We start from the raw sequence: 26,219 nt of genomic DNA, 5'->3' as shown, positions 1-26,219 counted from the left end.
AGGGAAAAGTCCTTTCGGCAGGGATGGCGACGGGGCCGGCCCGCACAGCGGCTGATGTGCGGGACGGCCCCTGGAGCCACTACGCGCCCGGCGTGGTCGGGGTCTTGGACAGCCCCTTGCCCCCGGTGCTCTTGTTGGACGCGCCGATGATGTTCGGCGACTTCGACGACACGCACTGGCTCTGGTTGGTGGAGTTGATGCCGTAGCCGTTCTTGTTGGTCACGGTCAGCGTGTTGTTGCTGAACGTGTTGCCACAGCCGGTCTTCTTCCACAGGTTGTGCGTCTGGATGGCGTCGAGGAAGGCGTTGCGCACGATGTTGTTCGTGAACTTGTAGCCGTCGCCCTTGGCGTCGATCGCGGAGTCGGCCGAGTTCTGGTTCTTCTCGCCGGTCCCGTCGAAGGTGTTGCCGTCGACCACGCCGCCGGTGGTGCCCTCCTTGACGTCGAGGCCCTCGGCCGCGACGTTGGGCCCGATCTTGTTGTTCAGCACCTGCACGTTGTTGCTGGCGTCCGGGTTCTTGCCCTTGTTGGCGCCGTAGCAGGACCAGTTGCTGTTCGACGAGCCGATGTACACGCCCTCGCCGTAACCGGGCTCCTCGGTGCCGGTGTTGGTCACCGTGGAGTTCTTGATCACACCGTCGGCGCTGCTCTTGCGGAAGTGCACGCCCTCATAACCGATGTCGTGCACGTTCACGCCGTCGATCGTGACGTGCGACGAGCCATCGAGGACGATGCCCTTCTTCGAGTCGCTGACCGTGAAACCATTGAGGTTCCAGTAGTTCGCACCCTGCAACCACAGGCCGTACCCGGTCTGGCCGGACGGGCAGTCGGTGTCACCAAGGTTGAACTTCGGGTCGTGCAGCACGGCCTTGGCACTGCCCACCAACGTGATCGGCTTGGCCGCGGTGCCGGGCGTCGTGGCGACGAACTGGTCGCCGTAGTCGCCGTCGGCCAGCTGGATCGTGTCGCCGGGCTGGGCCGCCTTCAGCGCGGCGATGAGCTCGGCCGCGGTGCTGACGTTGATGGTCGATGCGGCCGCCGAGGGCAGGGCGAACTGCGCCAGCAGGGCGATCGCGGAGACAGTCCTGATCATTTCGCCACCGACTTCAGGAAGATCGACGGGCCCTTGTCGGACATGGTGTCGTCGACGCCGTGGCCCTTGGTGTAGTCGTTCTGCTCGTTGTGGGCCCAGTCCGTGATCGGCGTGCCGCCCACGTCGAGGTGGTGGAACGCCTTGCCGTCCCAGCCGAACTGGTAGATCTTGGTGTGGTCCGGGTAGTACGGCGTGAACGCGGCGCCGTCCGTGACCTGCTTGCTCATGGTGTTGTTGAAGAAGACGTTGCGCGGGCCGGAGGAACCGGACCACTTGACCGCCTTCTGGCCCGTGGACCAGTAGATCGGGAACCACGTCGAGTCGTCCGGCCCGCTGCCGCCCTCGTCGCCGCAGTGCGCGGTGCAACTGCCGGACCGGTGCGCGTAGGACACCTTGTTCGTGTTGTTCTCGAACAGGTTGTTGCGCTCGTAACCGCCGTGGATGTTGAAGTCCGAGTCGATGTCGTTGCCGATCACGACGTTGCCCGAGGCGGACCACTGGAAGGTGAAGTGGCGCAGGTCGCGGGTGGTGTTGCCGGCGTAGAGCGAGTCCCACACGCGGGAGCCGCGGAAGTAGCCGTTGCCGCCCTTGCCCTTGTTCCAGGAGCCGTCCAGCTCGTTGTTCACGATCTGGAGGTTCTTGGCCTCCTCGGTGACGATCGGGTGCGAGCCCGTCATCATCGCGTGGATGCCGGTCACCCAGTCGTTGGCCGCCCACTTGAACACGATGCCCTGCATGGCCAGCGAGGGCGCCAGGTTGCCGTAGTTGTCCTTGGCCTGCGCCTCGGTCACGCCGGGCGGGGCCACCTGGGTGTAGGAGAAGTTCTCGAAGCCGACACCGACGATCGGGTCGACGATCGGCGAGGCCTTGGACGCGTAGACGGTGCCGTCGATCGCCGCCGAACCGTCCGAAGTGGAGTCCACCGGCACGTCGTACTCGAGCGGCTTGTCGATGGACACCGTGTGGTTCTTGGTGTCGATCGCGGTGATGGTGAACCACTGCTGCCGCATGTGCAGGTTCTCCAGCGGCCAGGTGGTCGGGTAGGCGTCCATCGACTTATAGAAGTTGATGGAGTTCGCGGCCCGGATGTTGATGAAGCCGCCGACCTTCATGTTGGCGGTCTTGGCCGCGGTGTCGAGGTAGACCACCTTGTCGCCGGTGCGGGCGGCGAAGCCCTTGTCACCGGGCTTGGCCCGCAGCTTGGCGCCGGCCTTCCAGTGCACGTTGATCGTGCCCTCGAACTCGTCCTTGCGGTTGGCCGGGGCGCTCTTGTACTCGCTGGCGTAGCTGGGGTCGACCTGGCGCGACTGCACGCGGAACAGGCCGCGGCCCGGCCAGAGCCAGCCGCCGCTGGCGTCGTCGAAGCCCATGTTGCCCTGGTCCCACTGGTCGCCGTCGGGCGTCAGCACGTCGTACTGGGTGTTCTTGTCCGGCGCGTACACGAACTTCGTCTTGTCCGTGCCGGCGCCGCGCAGGATCAGGTAGTTGGCGTCGACATGGATCTCGTGCGTGACGTTGAGGGTGCCGGCCGGGAAGGTGATCAGGCTCAGCTTGGTGTAGCTGCCCGTGGGCGAGCAGTCCTTGTGCAGCTTGTCGATGGCCGCCTGGATGCCGTTGGTGTCGTCGACGTTGTCGTCCGGCTTCACCTTGTACGTGGTGGCCAGCGCGGCCGCGTTGATCTGGCACTTGGCGGCGGGGTTGACATCGCCGGAGCCGGGCAGGTTCTGCCCGCCGCGGAAGCCCGCCTTGCTCCAGTCGTACAGACCGGCGACCGGCGACCGCCGGTTCGCGGCCGAGGTGTCCAGATTGGTCAGCGCGGCGCTGCCCGGGGTCGCGCCGGTGGCGACCGTCTGGGACAGTGCGGCGAGACCGCCGGCCACGCACAGGGTGGCCGTCACGAGTGCGACGACCCGCTTTCGCTTCACGAGAGTTCCTCCGAACGAAGGGAAGATGAACGGTGAGAAGGGCGGCAGCTGTTGCCCATCAACCAGCGCCAACGGACTTCCAGTCCGCCGCCGGCCCCGCCACGCACCCTGACGCGTGTGGGGGGCCGGCGACGTCCCGCCCCTGCCTGGGCTGTCTGGCCTGAGAGATCAGGCCGTGGGGAAGGTCCATAACGCCGCCGAGCCGGAGCAGCTGCCCGCGGTCACCGCGGTCTTCGTCGCACGGAAGCACTTCTTGCCGGTCTGGATGTCGGAGATGGTGCCGCTCGGGTTGGCCGACCACTGCTGCGTCGGGCCGCCCGTGCACTTCTTGAGCGCGATGTCGCCGCCCTTGGAGTCGGCGCACATGTTGTTGCTGCTCAGGAAGGTGCCGTCGAAGGTGAAGTCCTGCTCCTTCGAGCCGTCGCAGGCCTTCACGCCGATCTTGGTGGCCTTGGCCGGGGCGTCGAGGCAGACCGCCGAGGCCGCGTTCTTGTACGGGCCCACCGTGATCGTCGGCGTCGCGCCGCCGTAGCACTCGCCGGTGCCGGTGTTGAAGATCGGGTCCTTGCTGACCTTCTCACCCGAACCCGGATCGACGATCACCGGCTCCATGGTCGGCGTGTTGTCCTTGTTGTAGTGGGTCAGCGCGACCTCGCACTGGATGGCCTTGAACGGGTCGCCACCCTTGCCGCCGAGCCACAGGTCGAAGTGGGCCAGCTTGGGTCCGCCGTTGGGGCCCTTGCCGTTCCAGTCCGAGCTGCACTCGTCGCAGTCGTCCTCCATGATGAAGTACTTGCCCACCCGCGGCACGTAGATCTTGCCGCCCGGCTTGACCTCCTTGGTGGAGGTGGCGAACGTGATCGGGTCGTCGAAGGTGCCGACGCCGCCGGCCGTCTTGTGCTTGCCCGGGTGGGCGATGTCGCCACCGGGCGGGGTGTTGTCCCACCAGCCGTAGAAGGTCAGGAACGTCTGCTGGGACGCGTGCGGGGCGGCGGCTGCGGCCGACGCCGACGCCGGCACGACTGCGGTGAGCACCATGGCGATGACGGCGAACACCGAGAGCAGACCGGACGTCAGGACGGGGACGATCGCTCGTCTCCTCATGGTTGCCTCCGTAGCTGACTGGCAGGGCGCCAGGACTGCGAAGGCGGCGGTGACACGAGCTTACGACCGGCCACCCGCTTTAGTAAAGAACCCTTCCTAACAATTTCACCCGGGATTCGCCCGAACGGAGGGATCCGGTCACGCCTCGATCGGATCCGGTCACCGGTGTCGATCCACTATGGACGTTTGAAGGCCAAACCGTGTGAGCGCAGCACATGCCGCTCGACCGGGGCGAACACCAGCTGGTTCACCCCGATGCCGACGACCAGCACCAGGGCGATGGTGCCGAAGGCCAGCGCCATGTCGTTGGTGTCCTGGGCCTGCTTGAGCAGTTGGCCGAGACCGTGCCCGAGCGAGGCCGAGGTCGCGATGATCTCGGCGGCCATCAGCGACCGCCAGGCGAAGGCCCAGCCCTGTTTCAGACCGGCCACGTAGCCGGGCAGCGCCGCCGGCAGCAGCACGTGCACGACCGAAGAAAGGCCTTTCGCACCGAGGTTGCGCCCCACCTTGAGGTACAGCGGCGGCACCTGGTCCAGCCCGGAGACCAGGCCGTTGGCGATGGACGGCACGGCCCCGAGCAGGATGACCGTGTAGATCGTCGCCGGCGTGACGCCGAAGAAGATGACCGCGGGCGGAACCCAGGCCACCGAGGGCAGGTTCTGCAGGCCCGACAGGATCGGCCCGACGGCGGTGCGCACCGGCTGGCTGCGCCCGACCACGACACCCAGCGGCGTGCCGATCACCACCGACACCAGAAAGCCCAGCGCACCGCGGGAAAGGCTGTTCCCGATGCTGGACCACACGTAGCCCTGCCCGGCCGCGCCGGCCAGCGACTGCCAGACCTCGGTCGGCCCGGGAAGCACCCAGTCCGGCTCCACTCCGGCCAGGTACAGGCCCTGCCAGCCCAGCAGCACCACGGCGATCGCCACCAGCGGGGGCAACAGCTGCTGGCGCAGCCTCCGTCTGGGCGCGGCCCGCGCGCCGGCCAGTGAGTCGAGGCCCGCCTCCAGCCGGGCCAGTCCGTTCTGCTCAGGTCTGGCCATGTCGGCGGATCTCCTCCCGCAGGTGCTCGGTGATCTCCACGGACAGCCGGGCCACCGCCGCGTCCTCGATCCGCCTGGGGTGCGGGATGTCGACCGTCCACTCCCGCGCGATCCGGCCCGGCAGGGAGGTCAGCAGCACCACCCGTTCGGCCAGCCGCACCGCCTCACGGACGTTGTGCGTGACGAAGACCGTGCTGAACCCGGTGGTCTCCCAGAGCCGGATCAGCTCCTCGTGCAGCACGTCGCGGGTGATGGCGTCGAGCGCCGCGAACGGCTCGTCCATCAGCAGTACCTCGCTGCCCTGGGCCAGGGCCCGCGCGAGCGCCACCCGTTGCCGCATGCCGCCGGACAGCTCGTGCGCCCGTTTGTTTCGGGCTTGTTCCAGGCGTACCAAGGACAACAGCCGCCGGGCCTCGGCCTGTCTCTCCTTGCGCGGCATGCCCCGCAGGCGGAGCGCGAGCTCCACGTTGCGGGTCGCCGACAGCCACGGGAACAGCGCCGACTCCTGGAACATCAGCGCCGCGTGGCCGCCGGGCAGCTCCACCTGACCGGCTGTGGGCGTGTCCAGGCCGGCGATGAGGTTGAGCAGGGTGGACTTGCCGCAGCCGGAAGCGCCGAGCAGGCAGACGAACTCGCCGGCCCGCACGGACAGTGAGATGTCCTCCAGCACCGGCGGCCCGCTGTCGAACGCCTTGCCCACCCCGTGCAGGGTGACGGCCTGGCGGGTGGACTTGGCGGTGGTGACGGTCATTGCGTGGCCCCCAAGCCGGCGTCGTCGACCTTCGGCTTGCCCGCGGCCGTCAGGGCTTCGTTGAGCGGTCCGACATCCACGATGCCCCTCAGGTCGATGGCGGACATCAGGCCGACGGTGACGGCGTGGTCGGCCTGCACGCCGAGGGTCGAGGCCAGCGGATCGTCCGTGACCTGCTGCTGGCTCCAGGCCCGGGCGATCTCCTCGTCGGTGAGCTTGGCCCCACTCAGGCGCTGCAGCTCGGTGTTCACGGTTTTCGCGGCTTGTACGGCACTGTCGGATATCCAGTCGTTGGTGGCCAGTTCCCCGGCGATGAGCCGCCGCACGGTCTCCGGATGCTCACGCAGGAACTTCGTCGACACCACCAGATCGGTGCTGGCGAAACGGCCGTCCGGCCACAGGTCCCGCTCGTCGACCAGGACCTTGGCCTGCGCCTCCACCACCAGCCGAGAGGCCCACGGCTCGGGCAGCCAGGCGCCGTCGATCTTGCCGGCGCGGAACTGGTCGAGCGTGGTGGCGTTGTCCTGCGGGCGAATGGCGACGTCGCCGCTGCCGTCGGTGCTGGTCCTCAGGCCGTGCTGGCTGAGCCAGTAGCGCACGGCGACGTCCTGGGTGTTGCCGAGCTGAGGCGTGGCAAGCGTTTTCCCCTTGAGCTGGGCCACGCTGTCGATCGAGGACCGCACGACGAGCTCGGCCCCGCCCATGGTCGCGCCGGCGATGATCTTCAGCGCCTGGCCGTGGCTGCGCACATAGCCGTTCAGGGCCGAGGACGGCCCGACGTAGGCGGCGTCGAGCTGTCCTCCCAGCAACGCGGTCATCTCTGCCGGCCCGGCGTTGAAGACTTGCGTGGTGAGTCGGGTGTCGCCGAGGGACTTGGCAAGAAGACCGTTGGCCACGCCGACAATCGCCGTCGCATGGGTGAGGTTGCCCAGATATCCCAGTCGCAGCCCGTTCTCGGTGACCGCGGAGGCACAGCCGGCCAGGAGCAGTCCGACGGCTGCGACCGGCAGCCATCTCTTCATGGCCACCACGGCGGCACGCCCACCATCCCAGCCGTCAGCGTGTCGCCGCTGGCCTCGTCGATGAGCAGCACGGCGCCGCAGTGCCGGTTGAACTCGTACGGGTCGACCGCAACCGGTTCCGCGCAGCGTAGGGACACGAGGCCGATCTCGTTGGTGTACAAGGTGTCCATCGGGCTGTCGGTGCTCAGCGAGTGCACGTCCAGGCGCTCGTCGATCGCCTCCACGAAGGCCCGCACGGTCCTCGTGGTGTGCCGCAACAACACCCGGTCGCCGGTGCGCAGGGGTCGCGACGCCAGCTGGCAGCCGACCATCATCAGCCGGTCGGTCGCCGTCGGCATGGTCGACACGGGCGTGATCAGGTCGCCGCGGGCCACATCCACCGCGTCGGCCACCCGCACCACCACGGACTGTGGCGCGAAGGCCTCGTCCACCGCCACTCCCCCGACCTCGATGCCGGTGATCCGGGTGCGGTGGCCGGCCGGCGAGACGGCCACCGGATCGCCCACGCGCAGCAAGCCCGAGGCCAACTGTCCGGCGTAGCCACGGAAATCGGTCGCTCGAATGACGTACTGGACCGGCAGTCGAGTGGCCTCGGGCTCACCCACCGTTGCGACGGTCTCCAGATGCTCCAGCAGCGTCGGCCCGGCGTACCAGGTCATGTTGGCGCTCGGCTCGACCACGTTGTCCCCGCACAGCGCGGACATCGGGATCGCCACCACGTCCGGCACGCCGAGTTTCCTTGCGTACTCGGTGAATTCCTCGGCGATCTCGGCGAAGGCCTCCTCGGCGTAGCCAACCAGGTCCATCTTGTTCACGGCCAGCGCCAGGTGCGGGACCCGCAGCAGGGCGGAGACCACGGTGTGCCGGCCGGTCTGCTCGACGAAGCCGTGCCGCGCGTCCACCAGGATCACGGCCAGCTCCGCGGTCGAGGCGCCGGTGACCATGTTCCTGGTGTACTGCACGTGTCCCGGGGTGTCGGCCAGGATGAACCGCCGTTTGGACGTGGCGAAGTAGCGGTAGGCCACGTCGATGGTGATGCCCTGTTCCCGCTCGGCCCGCAGCCCGTCGGTCAGCAGCGCCAGGTCGGTCTCGGCCAGGCCCCGGTTGCGGGAGGCGAGGCGGACGGCCTCCAGCTGGTCGGGCATGACCGCGCTGGTGTCGTGCAGCAGCCGCCCGACCAGCGTGGACTTGCCGTCGTCCACGCTGCCGGCGGTGGCCAGCCGGAGCAGATCGCCGACGGCGATCTCGTCGGTCGTGGTCATCAGAAGTAGCCCTCCCGCTTGCGGTCTTCCATGGCGGCCTCGGACATGCGGTCGTCGGCGCGGCTGGAACCCCGTTCCGTGACACGGGACGCCGCGATCTCGGCGATCACCTCGTCAACCGAGGACGCCGGCGAGTCGACGGCGCCGGTGCAGGACATGTCGCCGACGGTGCGGTAGCGCACCATCCGCTCCTGCACCGGCTCCCCGTCGCCGGGCCCGCCCCACGACCCCGGCGCGAGCCACATTCCGTCGCGCAGGAAGACCGTGCGCCGATGGGTGTAGTAGAGGGAGGGCAGTTCGATGTCCTCGGCCCGGATGTAGTCCCAGACATCCAGCTCGGTCCAGTTCGACAGGGGAAACACGCGCATGTGTTCGCCCGGGCGGTGCCGGCCGTTGTACAGCCGCCACAGCTCCGGCCGCTGCCGGCGCGGGTCCCACTGGCCGAAGTCGTCACGCAGCGAGAAGACCCGTTCCTTGGCCCGGGCCTTCTCCTCGTCGCGGCGGCCGCCGCCGAGCACGGCGTCGAACCTGTTGGCCTCGATGGCTCGCAGCAGCGGCAGGGTCTGCAGCGGGTTGCGGGTGCCGTCGGCCCGTTCCCGCAGATCGCCGGCGTCGATGTAGGACTGGACGTCGGCGACCAGCAGCCGCACGCCGAACCGGTCCACCATGCGATCCCGGAAGTCCAGTGTCTCCGGGAAGTTGTGCCCGGTGTCCACATGTAACAGTTGGAACGGAATCGGCGCCGGCAGGAACGCCTTGCGGGCCAGGTGCAGCATCACCGTCGAGTCCTTGCCGCCGGAGAACAGCAGCACCGGCCGTTCGAACTCCGCCGCGACCTCGCGGAGGATGTGCACCGACTCGGCCTCGAGGGCGTCGAGATGCGAGAGGATGTGCCGTGTTCGGGTCGTCGCCCTCACACCGAAACCCCTTTCGGTCGCGGCGGGCGGCGGTTCCGCCGGAATGGTTTCCGTTACTTGGCCAAGTGCAGGCCGCACTCGGTTTTCGCGCGGCCGGCCCAGCGGCCGCTGCGCGGATCGGCCCCCGGCGAGACGCGAGTGGTGCACGGCCGGCAGCCGACGGACAGATAGCCGTCGGACAGCAGCGGGTTGAGCAGAACTCCCTGCCGTACGGCGTATTCCGCCACCTCGGTCGTGGTCCACGCGGCCAGCGGGTTGATCTTGATCAGGCCGTGTTGCTCGTCCCAGCCGATCACCGGCGTGTCCGCCCGCGTCGGCGACTCGTCCCGGCGCATGCCGGTCACCCAGGCGTCGTACTGCTTGAGGGCGCCGGCCAGCGGCGCGACCTTGCGCAGGGCACAGCACTTGTCCGGATCGCGGGTGTACAGTCGCGGCCCGTACCACCGGTCCTGCTCGGCCACGGTCTGTTCGGGCACGACCGTGACCAGCGTGATCGGATAGGTCGCGGCGACCGCGTCCCGGGTCCCTATGGTCTCCGGGAAGTGGTAGCCGGTGTCGAGAAAGAGCACGTGCACGCCGGGGGCGTGGCGGGCGGCCAGGTCGACGAGCACGGTGTCGGCCATCGAGGAGGCCACGGCGAGGCGGTGGCCGAAGGTTCGGCCGGCCCAACCGACGACCTCTTCGGCGGTGGCGTCGTGCAGTTCGGCGGCGGCTCGGTCGGCGATGCGCCGGAGTTCGGCGGGCGGGCGAGCGTCCATCATGGGTCCTCCTCCACCGGGAGTGACCAATTTGTTAGGAAACTTTCCTTACTGTGCGGCGGAGCGTAGGCCCGCCCGGCCCGGGCCGTCAAGCCCCGCCATTGGGGTGACCCGCCGCGGTGACACTCCGCAGGTCAGAGCTTGAAACCGTTTGCAGCCAAGGCATGTGAGCGGGCATCGGCCGCCGCGCCGTCGGCTTGACGAGGTCCACGTATGCGAATAGTCTCCGTGTCCGAGTTAAGAAAGTTTCCTATATAACTCGCATCTGGCCGGCGGACCCTGACGCTTCCTCGCCGACGTCCTCCCCGCCTGCGCGGCCCCCTGCCACTGCCGCGCCACGGCGGACCCTGTACTGGAACTCGAGGAGTGCATCTCGCATGCGTGTACTTGTTCTGGGCGGAGACGGATTCTGCGGCTGGCCGACGGCCCTGCATCTGTCCGACAACGGCCACGACGTGACCATTCTCGACAACCTGAGCAGACGAGCCATCGACCTCGAACTCGAGGTCGACTCGCTGACCCCGATCCGCCCGCTGGGTGAGCGGTTACGGGTGTGGCGCCAGGTTTCCGGCCGGGACATCGGCTTCGTCCGGCTGGACCTCGCGACCGAATACGACCGGTTGGTGTCCGTGCTCACGCGCCTACGGCCGGACGCGGTGGTCCACTTCGCCGAGCAGCGGGCTGCTCCGTACTCCATGCGCTCCACCGGCGCAAAGCGTTACACCGTCGACAACAACGTGCGGGCGACGCACAACCTGCTGGCCGCGCTGGTCGCCACCGGCGGCGAGACCGCGCTGGTCCACCTGGGCACGATGGGCGTCTACGGCTACGGCTGGTCGGGCTCCGCCCCGATCCCCGAGGGCTACCTCACCGTCAAGGTGCCGACCCCGGACGGCGACCTGGAGCGGGAGATCCTGCACCCGGCCAACCCGGGCTCGGTCTACCACATGACGAAGACGTTGGACCAGCTCATGTTCGCGTTCTACGCGCACAACGACGGGCTGCGCGTCACCGACCTGCACCAGGGCATCGTGTGGGGCACTCAGACCCCGCAGACCGCGCGGGACGAGCGGCTGATCAACCGCTTCGACTATGACGGCGACTACGGCACCGTGCTCAACCGGTTCCTGATGCAGGCGGCCATCGGCCACCCGCTGACCGTGCACGGCACCGGCGGGCAGACGCGGGCGTTCATCCACATCCGCGACACCGTGCGCTGTATAGAGATCGCGCTGAACAACCCTCCGGAGCCGGGCGCCAAGCCGACCGTGTTCAACCAGATCACCGAGACCCACCGCGTCCGCGACCTGGCCGAGCTGATCAGCGCGATGACCGGCGTCGAGGTGGCCAACCTGCCCAATCCCCGACAGGAAGCGGTGGAGAACGACCTGGTCGTGCGCAATGACCGGTTCCTCGCGCTCGGGCTGAAGCCGACGACGCTGTCCGAGGGCCTGCTGGAGGAGTGCACCGACATCGCCACCCGGTTCAAGGGCCGCGTCGACCCGTCGAAGATCGTCTGCCGGTCGGTGTGGCGCGAGGGCATGGCCGTCGCCGACGACCTGCTGACCGAGTTGCCGGTCCGTCAGCCGGTGGCGATCGACTGATGGCCCGCGTCCAGGCCCGGGTCCGCGGCATGAACGCGGCGGCCGACCTCACCCCGTCCGCAGGCGGGCATCCCTTGGTGAAAAAGGAGTTCCCGCACTCGTCGGTACGTCAACTTCTGGTCGCGGTGGCGATCCTGTCCGGGGGCTCGGTCCTGGCGTACTTCACCTACGCGGACGTGTCCGCGCGCAGCAGCTTCGTCGGCGCGGTGCAGCCGCGACAGGCGTTGAACCTGGACTTCACCCAGACCGGGCGGATCCAGGACGTGATGGTGCGGGCCGGCGAGCACGTCAGGAAGGGGCAGCCGCTGGCCACGCAGGACCAGACCATCGCCAAGGCGACGCTGGCCGACGCCAAGGCGGTGCTCGTCGCGGCGCAGGCCAAGCTCACCGCATTGCAGTCCCCCGCGCTGACCGACTCGGCCAAGCAGAGCCTGGATCTCCAGGTGGCCAAGGCGAACGCGCAGTTGACGGGGGCGCAGAAGGCCTCCTCGGACGCGGCCGTGACGGCCAATGCCGAGGTGGCACAGGCGCAGCAGGCCGTCACCGACGCACAGTCCACATACGACGCCGACAACAGGCAGCTGGCCACGTTGTGCGGCACGGATTCCACCACCGACAAGACCTTCTGCGCGAACCTTCAGGCGCAGGTGCGCAAGGACTCGTCGGCCATCGCCACGGCCAACGCGAACCTGACGCACACCAAGGCATCCACGGCCCAGCTGCGCGACACCGCGGCCAACGCCGTGACGTCGGCCCAGTCCACTTTGGCCTTGACCCAGAACCAGCGCGCGGCCGCGGGAGAACCGGCGTCGCCGGCGGACGTCTCGTCCGCCCAGTCGTCGGTGGCGTCCGCGCAGTCGGACGTCGACCAGGCGCAGCACACCGTCGATCAGCTCACGCTGACCTCTCCGATCGACGGCGTGATCGCCAATGTCGGCGGCGTGCCCGGCGAACTCGACGGCACCACGGGAGTGCACGGGTTCGCCGGGCCGCAGTCCATGCAGCCGGCGCAGGCGCCGGCGTTCAGCCTGTTCCCGCCGGCAGCCGGTACCGACTCCTCGCAGAACACCGGCACCGCCAACCAGCATCCGCTGGTCACGTTGGTCAGCTCGGAGAGCGACGCGGTGGCCCAGGTCGCCGAGTCGGCGATGCCCAGGCTCAAGCCGGGCACCAAGGCCAGTGTCACCGTGAATGCCTTGCGGCAGACCGTGGACGGGACCGTGGACCAGGTCATTCCGATGCCCATCGACCAGTCCGGGGCGGTGGAGTACGCGGTCCGGCTGACCGTCGAGCACTGGCCCGAGGGCACCGCCCCCGGCATGAGCCTCAGCGTGGTCTTCCCGTGATCCGTCTGCCCGGCCTTGTCCTGCTGGCGCTGAACATCGGGCTGATCGCGGTGCTGGTCGCGCATGCGTTGCGGCGCAAGTTCGACGACTCCGACCGCGGCGTCGGCAACGTGGTGCGGCTGCCCAAGCCGCACCCGCCGTCGCTACGGCGGGTCGCCGCGTTCGTGGTGCTCAGCCTCGGTGGCAGCGTGGTGCTCAACAGCATCCGCACCCCGGATCTGTCCACCGCGTACCGTTGGGTGATCGGCCGGGCCGTCACGTCGGTGGTGCCGCTGCCCGGTGTCGTCGCCGACTACGCGACCCATCTGCGGCCGGTGATCCCGGTCAGCTTCCTGGCCTTCACGGTCGCGCTGGCGCTGTGCGTGAAGGCCAGTCCGTTGCGGCGCTTGCTGATCGTGCTGCACGCCCCGCTGGCGATCTTCGCTTCGATCACCGCCGACACCGCCCTCGGCGTGGTCGGCATCGAGCTGAACCTGCCGCTGGGGCCATTCCCGCTGATCAGCATCCTCATGCACTACGGCGTCGCCTACGTGATGGCGATGCGGCTGGCCCTGACCACATATCTGTTGCCACGGCCGACGCAGGTGCCGATCCGCCGCGAGGGCGACACCTTCGACACCGTGATCACCATCGTCTCGCTGGCCGCGGTGTCGGTGTTCGTCGCCGCCGGCGCGGCCTACGTGGTCAGCCTGATCGGCGACGACCCGGTGGCGTACACCTTCCTGCTGCTGGCGATTCCGGTCTACCTCAAGTTCGGCCTCTACATCATGCTGTCGATCCTGCGGGTGGTGGGACGGCGCCGGCTGCCGCAGCCGGGGCCCAACCCGCCGCCGGTCGACGTGATCGGGCCGGCGTTCAACGAGGAGACCAACATCGTGGCCTGGGTGCACAGCGTCGACCGGGCCGCGGCGGCCTACGGTGGCCCGGTCCACCTGATCCTGTGCGACGACGGCTCCACCGACGACACCCGACGACTGGCCGAGGAGGCGATGGCGCGTGCGACCGCCTTACAGGGCACGGTGATCGCCGGTTCCCACACCGGCAAGGCAACCGCCCTCAACCTGGCGCTGACCCGGTGCACCGCGGACTACGTGGTGCGCCACGACACCGACTGCGAGCTGCATCCGAACGTCCTGCGCTACAGCATTCCCTGGTTCCAGTCCGATCGTCGGATCGGGCTGGTGGGGGCGTTCATGCTGCCGAAGTTCCCGTTCCACACCTGGGTCGACCGGATGCGCGCACTGGAGCTGGCGGCGGGTTTCGGCCTGCCCCGGCTGGCCTACGCGGTGGTCGACATGCAGCCGTGCGTGCCGGGCAACTACACGGCAGTGCGGCGCAAGGCCGCGCTGGAGATCGGCGGCTGGCCCGAGGGCATGCTCGGCGAGGACATCGACTTCACGTGCAGCCTGGCCCGCATCGGCTACCGGGCCGTGTACGACCGGCGCATCTGGGCGTACGAGGACGTGCCGGAATCCCTTGCACAGCTTCGGTTGCAGCGGCGGCGGTGGAGTCAGGGCTCGATATACAACTTCGCGCGGTTCGTGCCGCTGGCCGCAGGCTCGGCCGGCCCGCGGTTCTGGTTCGCCGAGTTCTTCAAGGGGGCGCGGCGAATCGTGCAGCCGATGCAGTTCGCCGCCTATCTGTTCGCGTTGCAGGGCGCGCTGCTGCAACCCGACAACCGGCAGAACCTGGTGCACCTGTTGGCGTTCTTCGTGCTGGCCAAGCTGCCCATGCTGCTGGTGACGGTCTGCGCGCTGTTCTACCGGAAGCTGTGGCGCTCCCTGCTGTGGTGGCCCCTGTTCCTCGGCTTCGTGATCGTGAAGCGGCTGGCCAACGTGGAGGCCCTGCTGCTGCTGAGAACCCGCCCGGTCCGGCCCGTCTGGCGCCGGGCCCACCGGGCCGTGCCCAACCCGGACATCGCCTGGCCGGTGCTCGCACCGCGCTACCTGACGAATGGAGACGTGTGAACCGACTGCATCGCCTGCTCGTTGCAGCCGTGGCCCTCACCGCCGCCTGCGCCGCCACGACCGAGCCGAGAGTCGACGACCCGTGGCAGACGGTCGCGGCGGACGACACTGTCATCACCAATCCCACCACCCACCTGACCGCCGACCAGATCACCGTCCTGCGCGAGGTCGCGGCGCGGACCTGGCGGCTGGTGTCCGGCCCGGGCGTGGATCGGACGACGAGCCTGCCGCTGTCCAGCGTCATGATCACCGGCGACCCGGCGGCCACCGTCCAGCTCAGCCCGGCCACCTCGGCACAGCAGTACACCAATCCGGCGCTGATCGGGAACTACCTCTCGGCGATCGCGGTGGCCAAGGACCTCGGGCTCGAACCGGCGGACAAGGCCCAGGCCCGCGCGGCCGCGGTACTGGCGGAGATCCAGACCCTGGCCAAGTACAAGGGCTTCCTGTTCCGCTGGTACAGCACCACCAGCGGGCAGGCGATCGAGTCGCCGCAGGGCCGTCCGGTCAAGAACGGCTACGTGTCCACTGTGGACAACGGCTGGCTGGCCCAGGGCATGCTCACCGCCGGGCAGGCGTTTCCGGCGCTGGCCGCCGGATTCCAGGCCCAGCTCGACGCCATGCAGTGGGGCTTCCTGTACAACGCCGCGGGAAACGTGTTGTACAACGGATACCAGGTCGGCCAGGGCTACTCCGCGAACACCTACGACAACATGTACTCCGGCCCGCGCATCGCCGACTACCTGGCCATCGGCAGCGGCAAGGTGCCGGGCGCGCTGTGGTGGGGGCTGGCCCGCACGCCGCCGGCCGACCACCGGCAGCGGCAGGTGCCGGTCGGCCAGAACCGGACGTACACCGATCCCCAGGACGGCAAGGCGTACACCATCTTCGAGGGCCACTACGTCTACGACCGGATCAAGTTTGTGCCGACCTTCGGCGGCAGCATGTACCAGGCGCTGGCGCCGGCCATGGTCGTGCCGGAGCAGGCCGTCGCGCCGAGCAGCCTCGGCATGAACAACCGCAACACGGCGCTGGCCCAGGGCGCGTACGGGCAGGTCGGCGCCGCGACCTCGGTCTTCGGCTGGTCCGCGGCGACCTCGCCGACCGGCAAGCAGCGGTACACCAACTACGGCGCCCCCGACCTGGCCATCAACCAGGGCGACGTGCCGAACGACGTGATCACGCCGTCGGCCGCGTTCCTGGCCCTGCCGATCATCCCCGAGCAGGCCTACGCCAACGTCAGCCAGCTGCTGGCCAAGTTCCCGCTGATCTACAACCAGTACGGCCTGCTCGACGCCGTCGAGGTGCGGACCGGCACACTGGCCCCGCGCTTCATGGCCATCAGCCAGATGGCGATCCTGATGGCCATCGACAACGCCGTGAACCAGGACTGGCTGCAGGGCTGCTTCGCGGCCAGCCCGTACGCCAAGGTCCTGTTCCCGTACCTGTCGATGGAGCGGTACTCGATCCACGGGCTGGTGGGTCCGGGCTGACCGGTACGCTCCCGCCCATGGATTCTCTGGCCAGGGCGGCGGCGGAGCGCGAGGAATTCGACAAGGTCGTGGTCCGCACCCATTTCGGTGACGACCAGGCGTGGGCGGCGGTGCTCTCCGCCGCCGCGCAGGCGTGGGGCGACGACGAGGACCAGGAGGACGAGGGCTTCGAGTCGACCACCTATCCGGTGGACGACCCGAGCCTCGCCGGCGTGCCGCTCGACCAGCTGCGCGACACCCTGGCCAGCATCGACGAGTACCTGTCGGTGGTGTTCATCGCCGACGAGGAGACCATGCGGGCGCCGCACCACGCGCTGCTCGCGGTGAACCTGGACGACGAGCCCAACTTCCTGGACGAGGAGGGCTCGGCGTTCGGGCGGCAGTTCCGGATCGTGCCTCGCCAGGCCTCGGGCGTGCACGTCAACCTGGCGCTGGCCAACATGGACTTCACCGACTGGGCGCAGACCGCGAAGGCGCACCCGGACGGCGTCTTCCACGACTTCGACTGATCACCCCGCGTCGAGCAGCTTGTCGACGGTGGCGCGGTGGCGGGCCTGCCACTGGTCGAGGGTCTCCTCGGCCTCGCGGGCGAGCACCTGCCGCGCCTTCACCAACACCTCGTCGGCTTTCGCCTGCGGCACCACGACAATGCCGTCCTCGTCGGCGACGACGACGTCTCCCGGATGGACGGTCACGCCGCCGCAGGTGATCGCCTCGTTCAGTGGCAGCACGGCCTTCTTCACGCCCGGGATCGGCACGATTCCCCGTGCGTGCACGGGAAAGCGGTCCTCGCGGATCTCGCCGATGTCGCGGATCACGCCGTCCAGCACGAACGCCTCGACCCCGCGTCGGTGCGCGGTCGCGCAGACGTTGCCGCCGGCCAGGGCGAAATCGGTGTCACCCGATTCGACGACGATCACCGCGCCCGGCTCGGCCCGGTAGATCGCCGCGTGCAGCATCAGGTTGTCGCCGCGCGGGCAGCGCACGGTGAACGCCGGCCCGGCGACGCGGTCGGACGACCACAGCCGCCGGATGCCGAAGTCCATCACCTGCTGTTTGCCGAGGATGTCGGCCAGGGTCGTGGTGGGGATCTCGTGGAACATGCCTCGGACGCTACTAGGCACCGCCGATTCGGTGCCCCCGATTAGGTGTCCCTATGCGTTGGAATTGCTGACGGTCGCCAACTCCGTCCGCTGGTCGGCCGTCAGGTCGAGATCCACGGCCGCGACCAGGGGCTTGAGGTGCTCGGGCGAGCGCGGCCCCACCACCGCGGACGTCACGCCCGGGTCGGTCAGCACCCAGGCCAGGGCCAGCGTCGTCAGCGGCACGCCGTACCCGTCGGCGAGCTCGGCCAGCTTGGGCAGCGCACGGAAAGCGCTGTCCACCGACAAATCCGTCAACTCCGGCGGCCGCAGCGCCATCCGCGAACCGGCGGCATAGGGCTGGCCGGCCCGGTGTTTGCCGGTCAGCAGGCCGCCGGCCAACGGGCTGTAGGCGGAGAACCCGACGCCCCCGGCCCGGCACACCGGCCACAGGTCCTGCTGGGTCAGCCGGTCGAACAGGTTGTACCCGTTCTGCACGTTCACCGGCCGCCCGACCGCCGTTGCCGCCGACAACTGGGCGGCCGTCACATTGCTGACGCCGTAGGCCCCGATCTTGCCGGCCGCGACCAGCTCGTCGAAGGTCCCGATCGTCTCCTCGATCGGCACCGTCTCATCGGGACCGTGGGCCAGGTACAGCGCCACGCGCTCCACGCCCAGTCGGGCCAGGCTGGCGTCGATCTGGCCGCGGATGTGGTCGCGGGACAGGCCGCTGCCCGCGTCGGTGGGCCCGCCGACCTTCGTTGTAACGGCTATGTCGTTATGTGCCTTGCGGTCGGCCAACCACTCCCCGATCCACTGCTCGGAGATGCCGCCGGCGTAGGCATCGGCCGTGTCGAACATCGTGATGCCGCTGTCCCGGGCGGCGTCCATGGTCCCGAAGGCCGCGTCCCGGCTGTCGCCCTTGCCCCGGAACTGGATCGGGGAGCCGATGCCGCCGAAGTTGCCACAGCCGAGAATCAGCGCCGGCACCTGCGGTCCGGCCGCCCCCAACGTCTCGTAGCGCATACCAATACCGTACTCAGGGCTTGACGATGGATTGAGCAAGTGATTTAGTCACTTCGACCGAGAGGAGTGCCGCATGTCACAGGCGCCGCAGTCCGGCGGACTGTCCGACCGACTGGTCGACGGCCTGCTTGAGCTGATCAGCGCGGGTGCGCTGGGCCCGGGCGACAGCCTGCCCACCGTGCGCGAGCTGGCCGCGCGATTCGCCGTGACGACGCCGACCATTCGGGAAGCCCTGCGAAGACTCCAGACCACCGACGCGGTCCGGATGCGCCACGGCTCGGGCATCTACGTCGGCGACGGCATCCACCGGATGCTGATGCCGAACCCGAACTCCACGCCGCTCAAGGACGAGCACATCATCCAGCTCGTCGAGGCCAGGCTGACCATCGAGCCGGGCATCGCGGCGATGGCCGCGGCCAACCGGACCGTCGACGACCTGGAGCGCCTGGCCCGCGCGGTGGACACCGCCAAGCGCTCGGCCGACGACAACCGGCCCAAGCTGAACTTCCACCGCGAGCTGGCCGCCGCCTCCGGCAACCAGGTCCTGTTCGAAGTGGTCGACTCCCTGCTCGCGGCGAGAAGCCGGGAGCAGAGGGCCCTGCGGGCGCAGATCGAGAACCGCGGCCGCGACTACGAGCAGCACGTGGCGATCTTCCTTGCCGTCGAGTCCGGCGACGTCGAGCAGGCCCGGCTGTTGACCGAGCAGCACCTGCGCGACCTGCGCACCACCGTCACCGACCACCTGGGGACCCCCGAATGACCTACCTACCCCGCACTCACCGGCTGGCCGACCTCACGTGGCCCGAGATCGACGAGCTCCGGCCGCACGCGCCGGTCGCGATCGTGCCGCTGGGCGCCACCGAGCAGCACGGTCTGGGCATGGCGCAGCGCACCGACACCGCGCGGGCCGAGGCCGTCGCCGACATGGTGGCCCGCCGCATGTCGCCGCAAGTCGTTGTCACGCCGACGATCCCGGTGGGTATGTCCGAGCACCACATGGCGTTCCCGGGCACGCTCACGCTGTCCCCGGTGACACTGCAGCAGATCGTGGTCGAGCTGGTGACCAGCCTGCACCGGCACGGCTGGCGCCGCATCTTCGTGCTGACCGGCCACGGCGGCAACAACGCCGCGGTCGACGTCGCGGTGTCCCGGCTGCGCGCCGAGTTCACCGACACGCACATCGCGTGGAGCGGCGTCACCCCGGTGGTGTCCGATCTGGTCAAGCAGAACTCCGACAGCCCCGTCCGCGGCCACTCCTGCGAGATCGAGACTTCGCAGGCGCTGTACGTGGATCCCGAGCTCGTGCTGCCCGACCGGCTCGTGCGCGGCAGCGCCACCCTGGACGATCTGGACCCGGCCGGACGGCTGGCCCGATCGCATCCGGGCATCCAGTTCCCCCAGGGCTACGACGCCCTCAGCCGGACCGGCAACCTGGGCGACCCGCGCCTGGCCACCGCCGAGCTCGGCGCGTTACTGGTCGACGCCGTCGTCGACCGCGTCTGCGACTTCCTGACCGGCCTGATCGGCCTGCCGGACCGCAGCCCCGCCCCGCCACCCGCCCACATCGCACTGGAGACCTCATGACCGCCGCCCCGACCCGACGCCGTATCGGAGTGGCCGCCGTCGCGCTCGCCGCCGGGATGTCCCTGGCGGCCTGCGGGGGCGCCCCCGCCGGCGCCGGCAGCAACTCGCTCAACACCGTCGAAGCCGGCACGATCTCGTTCGCGTTCCGCTCCGACGACAAGCCCGTTTCCTTCGTGGACAACGGAAAGCCCGCCGGCTTCCTGATCGAGCTGACCCAGGCCATGGCCGACAGGATGAAGGTGACGCCGAAGTACACGGCCACCGACTTCGCGTCCATGCTGCCCAACGTGCGCAACCACAAGTACGACACGGCCGCGTTCGGCACGCTGGCCACCGACGCCCGCAAGCAGGTCACCGACTTCACCAGCCCGGTGTCCTTCGGCGAGGCGAAGATGGTCAGCCGCAAGGACGCCGCATTGTCCACTGTGGATGCCTCCGCCGGCAAGACGGTCGCGATCACCCGGGGCAGCGAGCTGATTCCCCTGCTCAAGGCCAAGGTTGCGACGGTCACGGTCAAGGAGTTCCCGAACATCGCCGCCAGCGCCAACGCACTGACCGCCGGCCAGGTCGACGGCCTGTTCACCGGCGACACCACCGCGCTGGACCTGGTGAGCAAGCACCCGGACTACACCGCTTCGCCGTCCATCACCAGCGGCCCGACCGCGCTGCCGGTGGCCAAGGACCGGCCGGAGCTGAAGAAGGCCCTTGACGACGCGCTCAAGTCGGTGATCACCGACGGCACGTACACCAAGCTGTTCGACAAGTGGAACCCCAAGGGCGTGGCCATTCCGGCCGACATGATCGCCGCCTATCCCGGCATGCGGCAGCGCCCGGGGGCAGGTTCCTGATGGACGGTCTCCAGCATGTCCTCGACACGTTCTTCGACCTGCCGCTGATCTTCGGCACGCTGCCGACGCTGCTGCGGGAGGGCCTGCTCAACACGCTGTTCCTGACCGTGTTGGCCAGCGCCATCGGCCTGGTCGTCGGAATCTTCCTGGCCGGTGGCCTGATGTCGCGGCGGGCCGTGCTGCGCTACCCCTGCCGCTGGTACGTGGACATCCTGCGCGGCCTGCCGCACATCCTGTCCATCTACCTCATCGGGCAGGGCCTGCCGCTGGCCGGCCTGAACGTGTTCGGCAGCTGGACGTACGGCTACGCCGCGCTGGCCATCGGGCTGATGGAGGGCGCGTACATGGCGGAGATCTTCCGGTCCGGCTTCCAGAGCGTGGAGCGGGGCATCGTGGAGGCCGCGCGCAGCCTGGGCCTGTCCCGATCCAGGACCATGCGGCTGATCATCGTCCCGATCGGGTTCCGGCGCGTGCTGCCGGCGCTGACCGGGCAGCTCATCCTCGTCATCAAGAGCACGGCCCTGGTGTACCTGCTGGGGCTGGCCACCGGGCAGCGGGAGATGTTCGCCATCGCCCAGGACACCTCCAGCAACAACGCCTCGCTGTCCCCGCTGGTGGCGGCCGGCCTGTTCTACCTCGTGATCACCATTCCGCTGACCTACGCCGTGAACGCGTGGGACCGGCGGATGCGCGAGGGCCGCCCGGTCTCCGCCCTGCCGCCCGTGGAGGCCGCCGCATGACCACCATGACGCCCAACGGCAGGACCCGCGCCGGCACCGCGGTCCGGTTCGAGCACATCGACAAGAGCTTCGGGCAGAACCAGGTGCTGCACGACATCGAGCTGGAGGCGCCCGGCGGCGCCACCACGTGCATCGTCGGCCCGTCGGGCTCCGGCAAGTCCACGCTGCTGCGGTGCGCGAACCTGTTGGAGGTGCCCAGTTCCGGGCGGATCCTGATCGGCGACGAGGCGATCACCGATCCCGGCGCGGACGTCGACCGCATCCGCACCCGCGTGGGCATGGTGTTCCAGAACTTCCACCTGTTCCCACACCACACCGTGCTGGACAACGTCACCCTGGCCCAGCAACGGGTTCTCGGGCGCGCACGGGACGAAGCGGTGCAGGTGGCCCGCAGGCACCTGGAGTCCGTCGGTCTGTCCCGTTTGGAGGATCGACGGCCCGAGCAGCTGTCCGGCGGGCAGCAGCAGCGGGTGGCCATCGCCCGCGCGTTGGCGATGGACCCCGAGGTCATGCTGTTCGACGAGGCCACCTCGGCCCTGGACCCCGAGCTGGTGAAGGGGGTCCTGGCGGTCATGCGTAACCTCGCCGACCGCGGTATGACGATGATCGTGGTCACGCACGAGATGCGGTTCGCGCGTGAGGTGGCGCAGCAGGTCGTGTTCCTCGACCAGGGACGACTGCTGGAGGCCGCCCGTCCCGCCGAGTTCTTCGACTCCCCCAGATCCGACCGGCTCCGGTCCTTCCTGAAGCAGGTTCTGTGATGAGACTCGTCCCTCTCGCGGCCGCCGCCGCGGTCGCCGCCGCTTTCCTCGTGCCGGCAACGGCTTCGGCCGCGCCGGCCGTGCACAACTACCCCATCCTGTCCCTCGGCTGCCTGTCCCGGCAGGCGCCGGCCACCGGCGTGACGACCCACGAGACCGTCACCTCCGGTGGCCTGGAACGCGAGTACCTGCTGCACCTGCCGGCCGGCTACCAGCCCTTCCACCCGACCCCGGTGGTCATGGCCTTCCACGGCCGCAAGGGCGACGGCTCGGACATCGAGGCCTTCTCGGGCATCGACAACCTGGACGCCATCGCCGTGTATCCCGTGGGTGTCAAGGGCGAGGCCGACCAGCGGGCGTGGGAGAGCGCGCCGTACGCCGCCGAGGGTGTCGACGACGTCAAGTTCGTCAGCGACCTGCTGGACAAGCTCCAGGCCACGCTGTGCGTCGACCCCAACCGCATCTTCGCCACCGGCAAGTCCAACGGGGCTGGCTTCGTGTCCCTGCTGGCCTGCCAGCTTCCCTTCCGTATCGCCGCTTTCGGCACCATCGCCGGCGCCTTCTACCCTGGCACCACCACCGGCTGCTCGACCAGCGCCCCGGCGCCCATCGTCGACTTCCACGGCACCGCCGACCCGACCATCGTGTACACCGGTGACGTCAGCCACGGCGTGCCCACCCCGGCGCTGATGGACTGGGCCCAGAACTGGGCCACCCACAACCACTGCGCCACCGGCCCCACGCAGACCGCCATCGGCACCGACGTCCTCCAGTTCTCTTGGTCGTCGTGCGCCCAGCACGCCGACGTCACCCATTACCGCATCATCGGCGCCGGCCACACCTGGCCCGGCGAGCTCGTCGACAGCGGCCCCGGCTCGGCGACCCAGACCGTCAAGGCGACCCAGGTGATCTGGGACTTCTTCAACGCCCACCCGCTCACCGCCCACCTCTGACCGGCACCGGGGATGCTCGCCCTGTCGGGGGGCGAGCATCCCTTGCCTTTGCCGGTAGCATGAGCACGGCACCGACCTCACTCCGCCGACCGCCGGGCAGCCCGTCTTCCTTGGGGGCTTCACCATGTCGTTCGGACGGACACTGACCGGATCCGCCCCGGGCCTGGCCGGAACAGAAGCTGTGCCCAGTCCGTCCAGATATCCTCGTTTCACCCAGACCACGCTGATCCGGTCAGCGCTGGCAGTGATCGGCGTGCTGGCCGCCGTCATCTACGCCTGGGGCATCACGGTCCGGCCGGTGCACAACTACTACGCCTCCGCGGTCCGGAGCATGGCCGGCAGCTGGCGGGCGTTCGTCTTCGGCGGGTTCGACCCGCAGGGCTCGATCAGCATCGACAAGATCCCCGGCGCGTTCTGGTTGCAGGCGCTGTCGGTCCGGGTGTTCGGCTTTCACGACTGGTCGGTGGCGCTGCCGTCGGTGCTCGAAGCCGTGGCGACGGTCCTGGTGCTGTATAAGGTGGTGCGGCGTTGGACCGGGCCGGCGGCGGGACTGCTGGCGGCGCTGGTGATGGCCTTGACGCCGATCGCGGCGGCATTGGCCAAGGCCCAGATCGCGGACACGCTGCTGACCCTGCTGCTGGTGTGCGCGGCCGGCGCGTGGCAGCGCAGCGTGCTGGACGACAAGCCGCTGTGGCCGTGCGCGGTGTGGATCGGCCTGGCGTTCCACGTGAAGATGGTGCAGGCCTGGCTGGTGTTGCCGGTGTTCGCCCTCTGCTACCTGGTGTTCGCGCGCCGGCGTCTCGGGCGGCTGTGCGTGGCCGGCAGCGTGGTGCTGGCGGTGTCGTCGGTCTGGGTGGTGATCACCCTGCTGACCCCGGCGGCCGACCGCCCGTACATCGACGCGACCAGCGACAACAATCCCCTGAGCATGGTCCTCGGCTACAACGCGGCGAGCCGGTTGCGCGGCCGCAACGGCTGGCGGGATCTGTTGTCGGAGCACACCTTCGTGCAGATCGGCTGGATGTATCCGATTTGTCTGCTGGCCATCGTGCTCGGTCTGTTGTGGACGCGTGAGCGCGGCGGGTACGCGATGTGGGGCATGTGGCTGGCCGTGCACCTGCTGGCCTTCGGGTTCGGGCAGTTCCGTCACGCCTATTACGTGGTCGTGCTGGCGCCGGCCGTGGCCGCGTTGACCGGGGCCGGGCTGGTGTTGTTCTGGCGGGAACGCGCCCGTCGCCCGTGGTTGTTGCCGATGGTCGTGCTCGTTTCCGCCGGTTGGGCGCTGGTGCTCCCCCACCGATCACTGACCGCGGCGGTCGCGGTGTTGGCGTTGTTCGCCGTGCTGGCCCTGCTGGCCGCCCGCTCGTCACGGCTGGTAGCACTGGGCGCCGTCGTCGGGCTCGTCGCCGTGTTGATCACCCCCACCGCCTGGACCTTGTCGACGGATCAGGCCGTGGCGAAGGCCAATGCCGCCAACCCTTCGGTGGGGGCCAAGCCCCGTAAACCCCATCTGTTGTCCAAAGAGGACCGTTCGCTGTTGGATTACGTGCAGCGGGGCAGCGGCAACGCCCGGTACGTGCTCGCCGTCGACGGCGCCGGGCCCGCTGCCACGCTGATCTCGCAGGCCGGGGCGAGCGTGCTGCCGATGGGCGGTTTCAGCGCGAAGACGCCGTTCCCGACGGCCTCGGAGTTCCGGTCGCTGATCCACACCGGGCAGCTCCGGTACGTGCAGGGCGAGGTCAAGAAGCCGGCGAAGACAGTGGCGCAGAAGAACGTGGCCTGGGCCGCCGAGCACTGTCCGCAGGTCCGCCCGCATCTGTACGACTGTGCAGGAAAGTAGGCCGGAGAGCGCTCTCCTGCTGCTCGCGGGCGTAAGGTCTGGTCGTGCCGCAGTCCCTCACCGTGCACCGCGTGCTGGGTGATCACCCGTTCGCCGAGGTCGGCGAGCCGCGGGCCGTCGCCGTCGACCCGGACCGCGGGTTGATCGCGATCGGCGGGCATCAGGGCTGGCTGCACCAGCGCGGCGCCGAGGGCTGGCGACCTCACGTGCTGGGCCTCTACGACCGGTCCGACCTGCGTTGCCGGACCTTGCTCCGCCTGCGCTACCCCGTCCGCTCCGTCGACTTCCATCCTCGGCAACCGCTGCTGGCCGTCGGGACCGGCAGTTACGACGGCGGCTGGAGCTTCCACGGCGAGTTGCTGCTCCTACACCTCGACACCGGCACAGTCGTGTCGGCGCTGGCCGACAGCCGCGAGGTTCGGGCCGTACGGTGGCGGACCTGGCGGCAGGGCCGCGTACTCGACCTCGCTCTGGCCCCGTTCAGCGAGTCCGAGTTCGGCAACGCCGCCATGACCATCGGCTTCGACGCCATGGTCACGCGCGACGACTGGCTCGCCGTCGGCGACGGCGAGATCGGTTTCGACGAGCTGGACGGTCCGTTGCGGGACAGCGACATCGTCACCCCCGACCAGGCCCGCGCCGCCGTCGAGGCGCTGTCGCCCGACTGGTCGCATCGCGGTCTGATCCGGGCCGTCGCCCCACTCCCCGACGGCCGCATTCTGGCCACTGTGGATGGTCCCCGGCTCGAATCCCGGCTTCCCACCGACGAGTTGGAGTGGTCACTCGATCCGGTCGTCGAGGTCGAGGGCACCCTGGCGTGCAAAGGCCCCGAGATCTCACGGCACCGCCCCGACGGCGAGATCCTGTGGCACCTCGCCTTCGACCATCCGGTGACCGCCTTCCACTTCGACGGCTCGCTCCTCTACGTCACCTTGAACTCCGGCGCACTGCTCGGCGTCGACTTCGACGCCGGAGCCGTGGTGTGGCAACAAGAACTCAGCGTCCACGGCCAGCCGACCGTAGGATCGTCATTGGCCAGTGCCGATTCCGGGCTGCTGATCGGCACCGTCGACGGCCGCGTCCTGGACTGCCGCTAGGAG

The 26,219-nt window shown here is 69.2% G+C and carries 24 protein-coding genes; 13 read left to right on the top strand and 11 right to left on the bottom strand.

Translation table 11 applies throughout. The annotated features are described in order from the left end of the window. Window positions 1–79: 79 nt before the first annotated feature. From AB0M73_RS07545 to AB0M73_RS07505, 9 genes are all read right to left on the bottom strand, one after another. Window positions 80–1,093, bottom strand: coding sequence for a right-handed parallel beta-helix repeat-containing protein (locus AB0M73_RS07545; protein WP_363888154.1), 1,014 nt, complete (start codon window positions 1,091–1,093; stop codon window positions 80–82). Further along, window positions 1,090–3,018: a hypothetical protein gene (locus tag AB0M73_RS07540; RefSeq protein ID WP_363888151.1), complete on the bottom strand. Its 1,929-nt coding sequence runs from the start codon at window positions 3,016–3,018 to the stop codon at window positions 1,090–1,092. Before AB0M73_RS07540 ends, AB0M73_RS07545 begins: the two co-directional genes overlap by 4 nt. A gap of 168 nt (window positions 3,019–3,186) precedes the next feature. Beyond that, window positions 3,187–4,122 (bottom strand): ricin-type beta-trefoil lectin domain protein, encoded by a 936-nt coding sequence (locus AB0M73_RS07535; RefSeq protein WP_363888148.1) that lies wholly within the window; start codon window positions 4,120–4,122, stop codon window positions 3,187–3,189. 176 nt (window positions 4,123–4,298) lie between these two features. Then, window positions 4,299–5,165, bottom strand: coding sequence for an ABC transporter permease (locus AB0M73_RS07530; protein WP_363888145.1), 867 nt, complete (start codon window positions 5,163–5,165; stop codon window positions 4,299–4,301). Further along, complete coding sequence (locus tag AB0M73_RS07525) at window positions 5,152–5,916, bottom strand: ABC transporter ATP-binding protein (RefSeq protein WP_363888142.1); 765 nt, start codon at window positions 5,914–5,916, stop codon at window positions 5,152–5,154. Before AB0M73_RS07525 ends, AB0M73_RS07530 begins: the two co-directional genes overlap by 14 nt. Further along, window positions 5,913–6,938, bottom strand: a complete 1,026-nt coding sequence (locus AB0M73_RS07520) for an ABC transporter substrate-binding protein (protein WP_363888139.1) — start codon at window positions 6,936–6,938, stop codon at window positions 5,913–5,915. The genes AB0M73_RS07525 and AB0M73_RS07520 overlap by 4 nt, the downstream gene beginning before the upstream one ends. Further along, the gene (locus AB0M73_RS07515; RefSeq protein ID WP_363888136.1) at window positions 6,935–8,200 is read right to left on the bottom strand and encodes a GTP-binding protein; all 1,266 of its coding nucleotides are present in this window, start codon (window positions 8,198–8,200) and stop codon (window positions 6,935–6,937) included. The genes AB0M73_RS07520 and AB0M73_RS07515 overlap by 4 nt, the downstream gene beginning before the upstream one ends. Beyond that, window positions 8,200–9,117: a sulfate adenylyltransferase subunit CysD gene (gene cysD, locus AB0M73_RS07510; RefSeq protein ID WP_363888133.1), complete on the bottom strand. Its 918-nt coding sequence runs from the start codon at window positions 9,115–9,117 to the stop codon at window positions 8,200–8,202. The genes AB0M73_RS07515 and cysD overlap by 1 nt, the downstream gene beginning before the upstream one ends. A gap of 53 nt (window positions 9,118–9,170) precedes the next feature. Further along, window positions 9,171–9,878, bottom strand: coding sequence for a phosphoadenylyl-sulfate reductase (locus AB0M73_RS07505; RefSeq protein WP_363888130.1), 708 nt, complete (start codon window positions 9,876–9,878; stop codon window positions 9,171–9,173). 374 nt (window positions 9,879–10,252) lie between these two features. Between AB0M73_RS07505 and AB0M73_RS07500 the strand changes: the two genes are divergently transcribed. Genes AB0M73_RS07500 through AB0M73_RS07480 form a run of 5 tightly spaced genes read left to right on the top strand, consistent with a single transcriptional unit; the run spans window position 10,253 to window position 16,794 of the window. Continuing rightward, the gene (locus tag AB0M73_RS07500; protein ID WP_363888127.1) at window positions 10,253–11,479 is read left to right on the top strand and encodes an NAD-dependent epimerase/dehydratase family protein; all 1,227 of its coding nucleotides are present in this window, start codon (window positions 10,253–10,255) and stop codon (window positions 11,477–11,479) included. Beyond that, window positions 11,479–12,825, top strand: coding sequence for an HlyD family efflux transporter periplasmic adaptor subunit (locus tag AB0M73_RS07495; protein ID WP_363888124.1), 1,347 nt, complete (start codon window positions 11,479–11,481; stop codon window positions 12,823–12,825). Before AB0M73_RS07500 ends, AB0M73_RS07495 begins: the two co-directional genes overlap by 1 nt. Then, window positions 12,822–14,792, top strand: a complete 1,971-nt coding sequence (locus tag AB0M73_RS07490; protein ID WP_363888121.1) for a glycosyltransferase family 2 protein — start codon at window positions 12,822–12,824, stop codon at window positions 14,790–14,792. Before AB0M73_RS07495 ends, AB0M73_RS07490 begins: the two co-directional genes overlap by 4 nt. Then, the gene (locus AB0M73_RS07485) at window positions 14,789–16,285 is read left to right on the top strand and encodes a glucoamylase family protein (protein ID WP_363888118.1); all 1,497 of its coding nucleotides are present in this window, start codon (window positions 14,789–14,791) and stop codon (window positions 16,283–16,285) included. Before AB0M73_RS07490 ends, AB0M73_RS07485 begins: the two co-directional genes overlap by 4 nt. Window positions 16,286–16,302: 17 nt before the next feature. Continuing rightward, a complete protein-coding gene (locus AB0M73_RS07480) occupies window positions 16,303–16,794 on the top strand; it encodes a hypothetical protein (RefSeq protein ID WP_363888115.1) in 492 nt (163 codons plus the stop codon). On the opposite strand, the gene AB0M73_RS07475 is transcribed toward AB0M73_RS07480, so the two are convergent. Continuing rightward, complete coding sequence (locus tag AB0M73_RS07475; protein ID WP_363888112.1) at window positions 16,795–17,388, bottom strand: RraA family protein; 594 nt, start codon at window positions 17,386–17,388, stop codon at window positions 16,795–16,797. A gap of 51 nt (window positions 17,389–17,439) precedes the next feature. Then, window positions 17,440–18,393, bottom strand: coding sequence for an aldo/keto reductase (locus AB0M73_RS07470; protein WP_363888108.1), 954 nt, complete (start codon window positions 18,391–18,393; stop codon window positions 17,440–17,442). Between the two features lie 73 nt (window positions 18,394–18,466). Between AB0M73_RS07470 and AB0M73_RS07465 the strand changes: the two genes are divergently transcribed. From AB0M73_RS07465 to AB0M73_RS07430, 8 genes are all read left to right on the top strand, one after another. Beyond that, window positions 18,467–19,153 carry an FCD domain-containing protein gene (locus AB0M73_RS07465; RefSeq protein WP_363888105.1) on the top strand — a complete coding sequence of 229 codons (687 nt, stop codon included), beginning with the start codon at window positions 18,467–18,469 and terminating at the stop codon, window positions 19,151–19,153. Beyond that, entirely contained in the window at window positions 19,150–19,977 is an 828-nt protein-coding gene (locus AB0M73_RS07460) for a creatininase family protein (protein ID WP_363888102.1), read from the top strand. Before AB0M73_RS07465 ends, AB0M73_RS07460 begins: the two co-directional genes overlap by 4 nt. After that, the gene (locus AB0M73_RS07455) at window positions 19,974–20,825 is read left to right on the top strand and encodes a transporter substrate-binding domain-containing protein (protein ID WP_363888099.1); all 852 of its coding nucleotides are present in this window, start codon (window positions 19,974–19,976) and stop codon (window positions 20,823–20,825) included. The genes AB0M73_RS07460 and AB0M73_RS07455 overlap by 4 nt, the downstream gene beginning before the upstream one ends. Then, entirely contained in the window at window positions 20,825–21,565 is a 741-nt protein-coding gene (locus AB0M73_RS07450) for an amino acid ABC transporter permease (protein ID WP_363888097.1), read from the top strand. The genes AB0M73_RS07455 and AB0M73_RS07450 overlap by 1 nt, the downstream gene beginning before the upstream one ends. Continuing rightward, window positions 21,562–22,326 carry an amino acid ABC transporter ATP-binding protein gene (locus AB0M73_RS07445; protein ID WP_363888094.1) on the top strand — a complete coding sequence of 255 codons (765 nt, stop codon included), beginning with the start codon at window positions 21,562–21,564 and terminating at the stop codon, window positions 22,324–22,326. Before AB0M73_RS07450 ends, AB0M73_RS07445 begins: the two co-directional genes overlap by 4 nt. Beyond that, window positions 22,326–23,279, top strand: a complete 954-nt coding sequence (locus tag AB0M73_RS07440) for a PHB depolymerase family esterase (protein WP_363888091.1) — start codon at window positions 22,326–22,328, stop codon at window positions 23,277–23,279. The genes AB0M73_RS07445 and AB0M73_RS07440 overlap by 1 nt, the downstream gene beginning before the upstream one ends. Before the next feature lie 181 nt (window positions 23,280–23,460). Then, the gene (locus AB0M73_RS07435) at window positions 23,461–25,119 is read left to right on the top strand and encodes a glycosyltransferase family 39 protein (RefSeq protein WP_363888088.1); all 1,659 of its coding nucleotides are present in this window, start codon (window positions 23,461–23,463) and stop codon (window positions 25,117–25,119) included. Window positions 25,120–25,163: 44 nt separating this feature from the next. Beyond that, entirely contained in the window at window positions 25,164–26,216 is a 1,053-nt protein-coding gene (locus AB0M73_RS07430; RefSeq protein ID WP_363888086.1) for a hypothetical protein, read from the top strand. The last annotated feature ends 3 nt before the right edge of the window (window positions 26,217–26,219 follow it).

This window comes from Kutzneria sp. NPDC051319 (genome assembly GCF_040682195.1).
Classification (GTDB): Bacteria; Actinomycetota; Actinomycetes; order Mycobacteriales; family Pseudonocardiaceae; genus Kutzneria.
Note: the sequence above shows the minus strand (reverse complement) of the source record. Positions and strands in the feature narration are given on the sequence as shown.

Bases quoted from the DNA above. Each gene is read 5' to 3' on its own strand.
- AB0M73_RS07505 (WP_363888130.1), bottom strand. From the start codon at position 9,878: ATGATGGACGCTCGCCCGCCCGCCGAACTCCGGCGCATCGCCGACCGA.
- AB0M73_RS07455 (WP_363888099.1), top strand. From the start codon at position 19,974: ATGACCGCCGCCCCGACCCGACGCCGTATCGGAGTGGCCGCCGTCGCG.
- AB0M73_RS07520 (WP_363888139.1), bottom strand. From the start codon at position 6,938: ATGAAGAGATGGCTGCCGGTCGCAGCCGTCGGACTGCTCCTGGCCGGC.
- AB0M73_RS07440 (WP_363888091.1), top strand. From the start codon at position 22,326: ATGAGACTCGTCCCTCTCGCGGCCGCCGCCGCGGTCGCCGCCGCTTTC.
- AB0M73_RS07475 (WP_363888112.1), bottom strand. From the start codon at position 17,388: ATGTTCCACGAGATCCCCACCACGACCCTGGCCGACATCCTCGGCAAA.
- AB0M73_RS07500 (WP_363888127.1), top strand. From the start codon at position 10,253: ATGCGTGTACTTGTTCTGGGCGGAGACGGATTCTGCGGCTGGCCGACG.
- AB0M73_RS07445 (WP_363888094.1), top strand. From the start codon at position 21,562: ATGACCACCATGACGCCCAACGGCAGGACCCGCGCCGGCACCGCGGTC.
- AB0M73_RS07460 (WP_363888102.1), top strand. From the start codon at position 19,150: ATGACCTACCTACCCCGCACTCACCGGCTGGCCGACCTCACGTGGCCC.
- AB0M73_RS07530 (WP_363888145.1), bottom strand. From the start codon at position 5,165: ATGGCCAGACCTGAGCAGAACGGACTGGCCCGGCTGGAGGCGGGCCTC.
- AB0M73_RS07480 (WP_363888115.1), top strand. From the start codon at position 16,303: ATGGATTCTCTGGCCAGGGCGGCGGCGGAGCGCGAGGAATTCGACAAG.
- AB0M73_RS07525 (WP_363888142.1), bottom strand. From the start codon at position 5,916: ATGACCGTCACCACCGCCAAGTCCACCCGCCAGGCCGTCACCCTGCAC.
- AB0M73_RS07545 (WP_363888154.1), bottom strand. From the start codon at position 1,093: ATGATCAGGACTGTCTCCGCGATCGCCCTGCTGGCGCAGTTCGCCCTG.
- AB0M73_RS07515 (WP_363888136.1), bottom strand. From the start codon at position 8,200: ATGACCACGACCGACGAGATCGCCGTCGGCGATCTGCTCCGGCTGGCC.
- AB0M73_RS07465 (WP_363888105.1), top strand. From the start codon at position 18,467: ATGTCACAGGCGCCGCAGTCCGGCGGACTGTCCGACCGACTGGTCGAC.
- AB0M73_RS07470 (WP_363888108.1), bottom strand. From the start codon at position 18,393: ATGCGCTACGAGACGTTGGGGGCGGCCGGACCGCAGGTGCCGGCGCTG.
- AB0M73_RS07495 (WP_363888124.1), top strand. From the start codon at position 11,479: ATGGCCCGCGTCCAGGCCCGGGTCCGCGGCATGAACGCGGCGGCCGAC.
- AB0M73_RS07450 (WP_363888097.1), top strand. From the start codon at position 20,825: ATGGACGGTCTCCAGCATGTCCTCGACACGTTCTTCGACCTGCCGCTG.
- AB0M73_RS07535 (WP_363888148.1), bottom strand. From the start codon at position 4,122: ATGAGGAGACGAGCGATCGTCCCCGTCCTGACGTCCGGTCTGCTCTCG.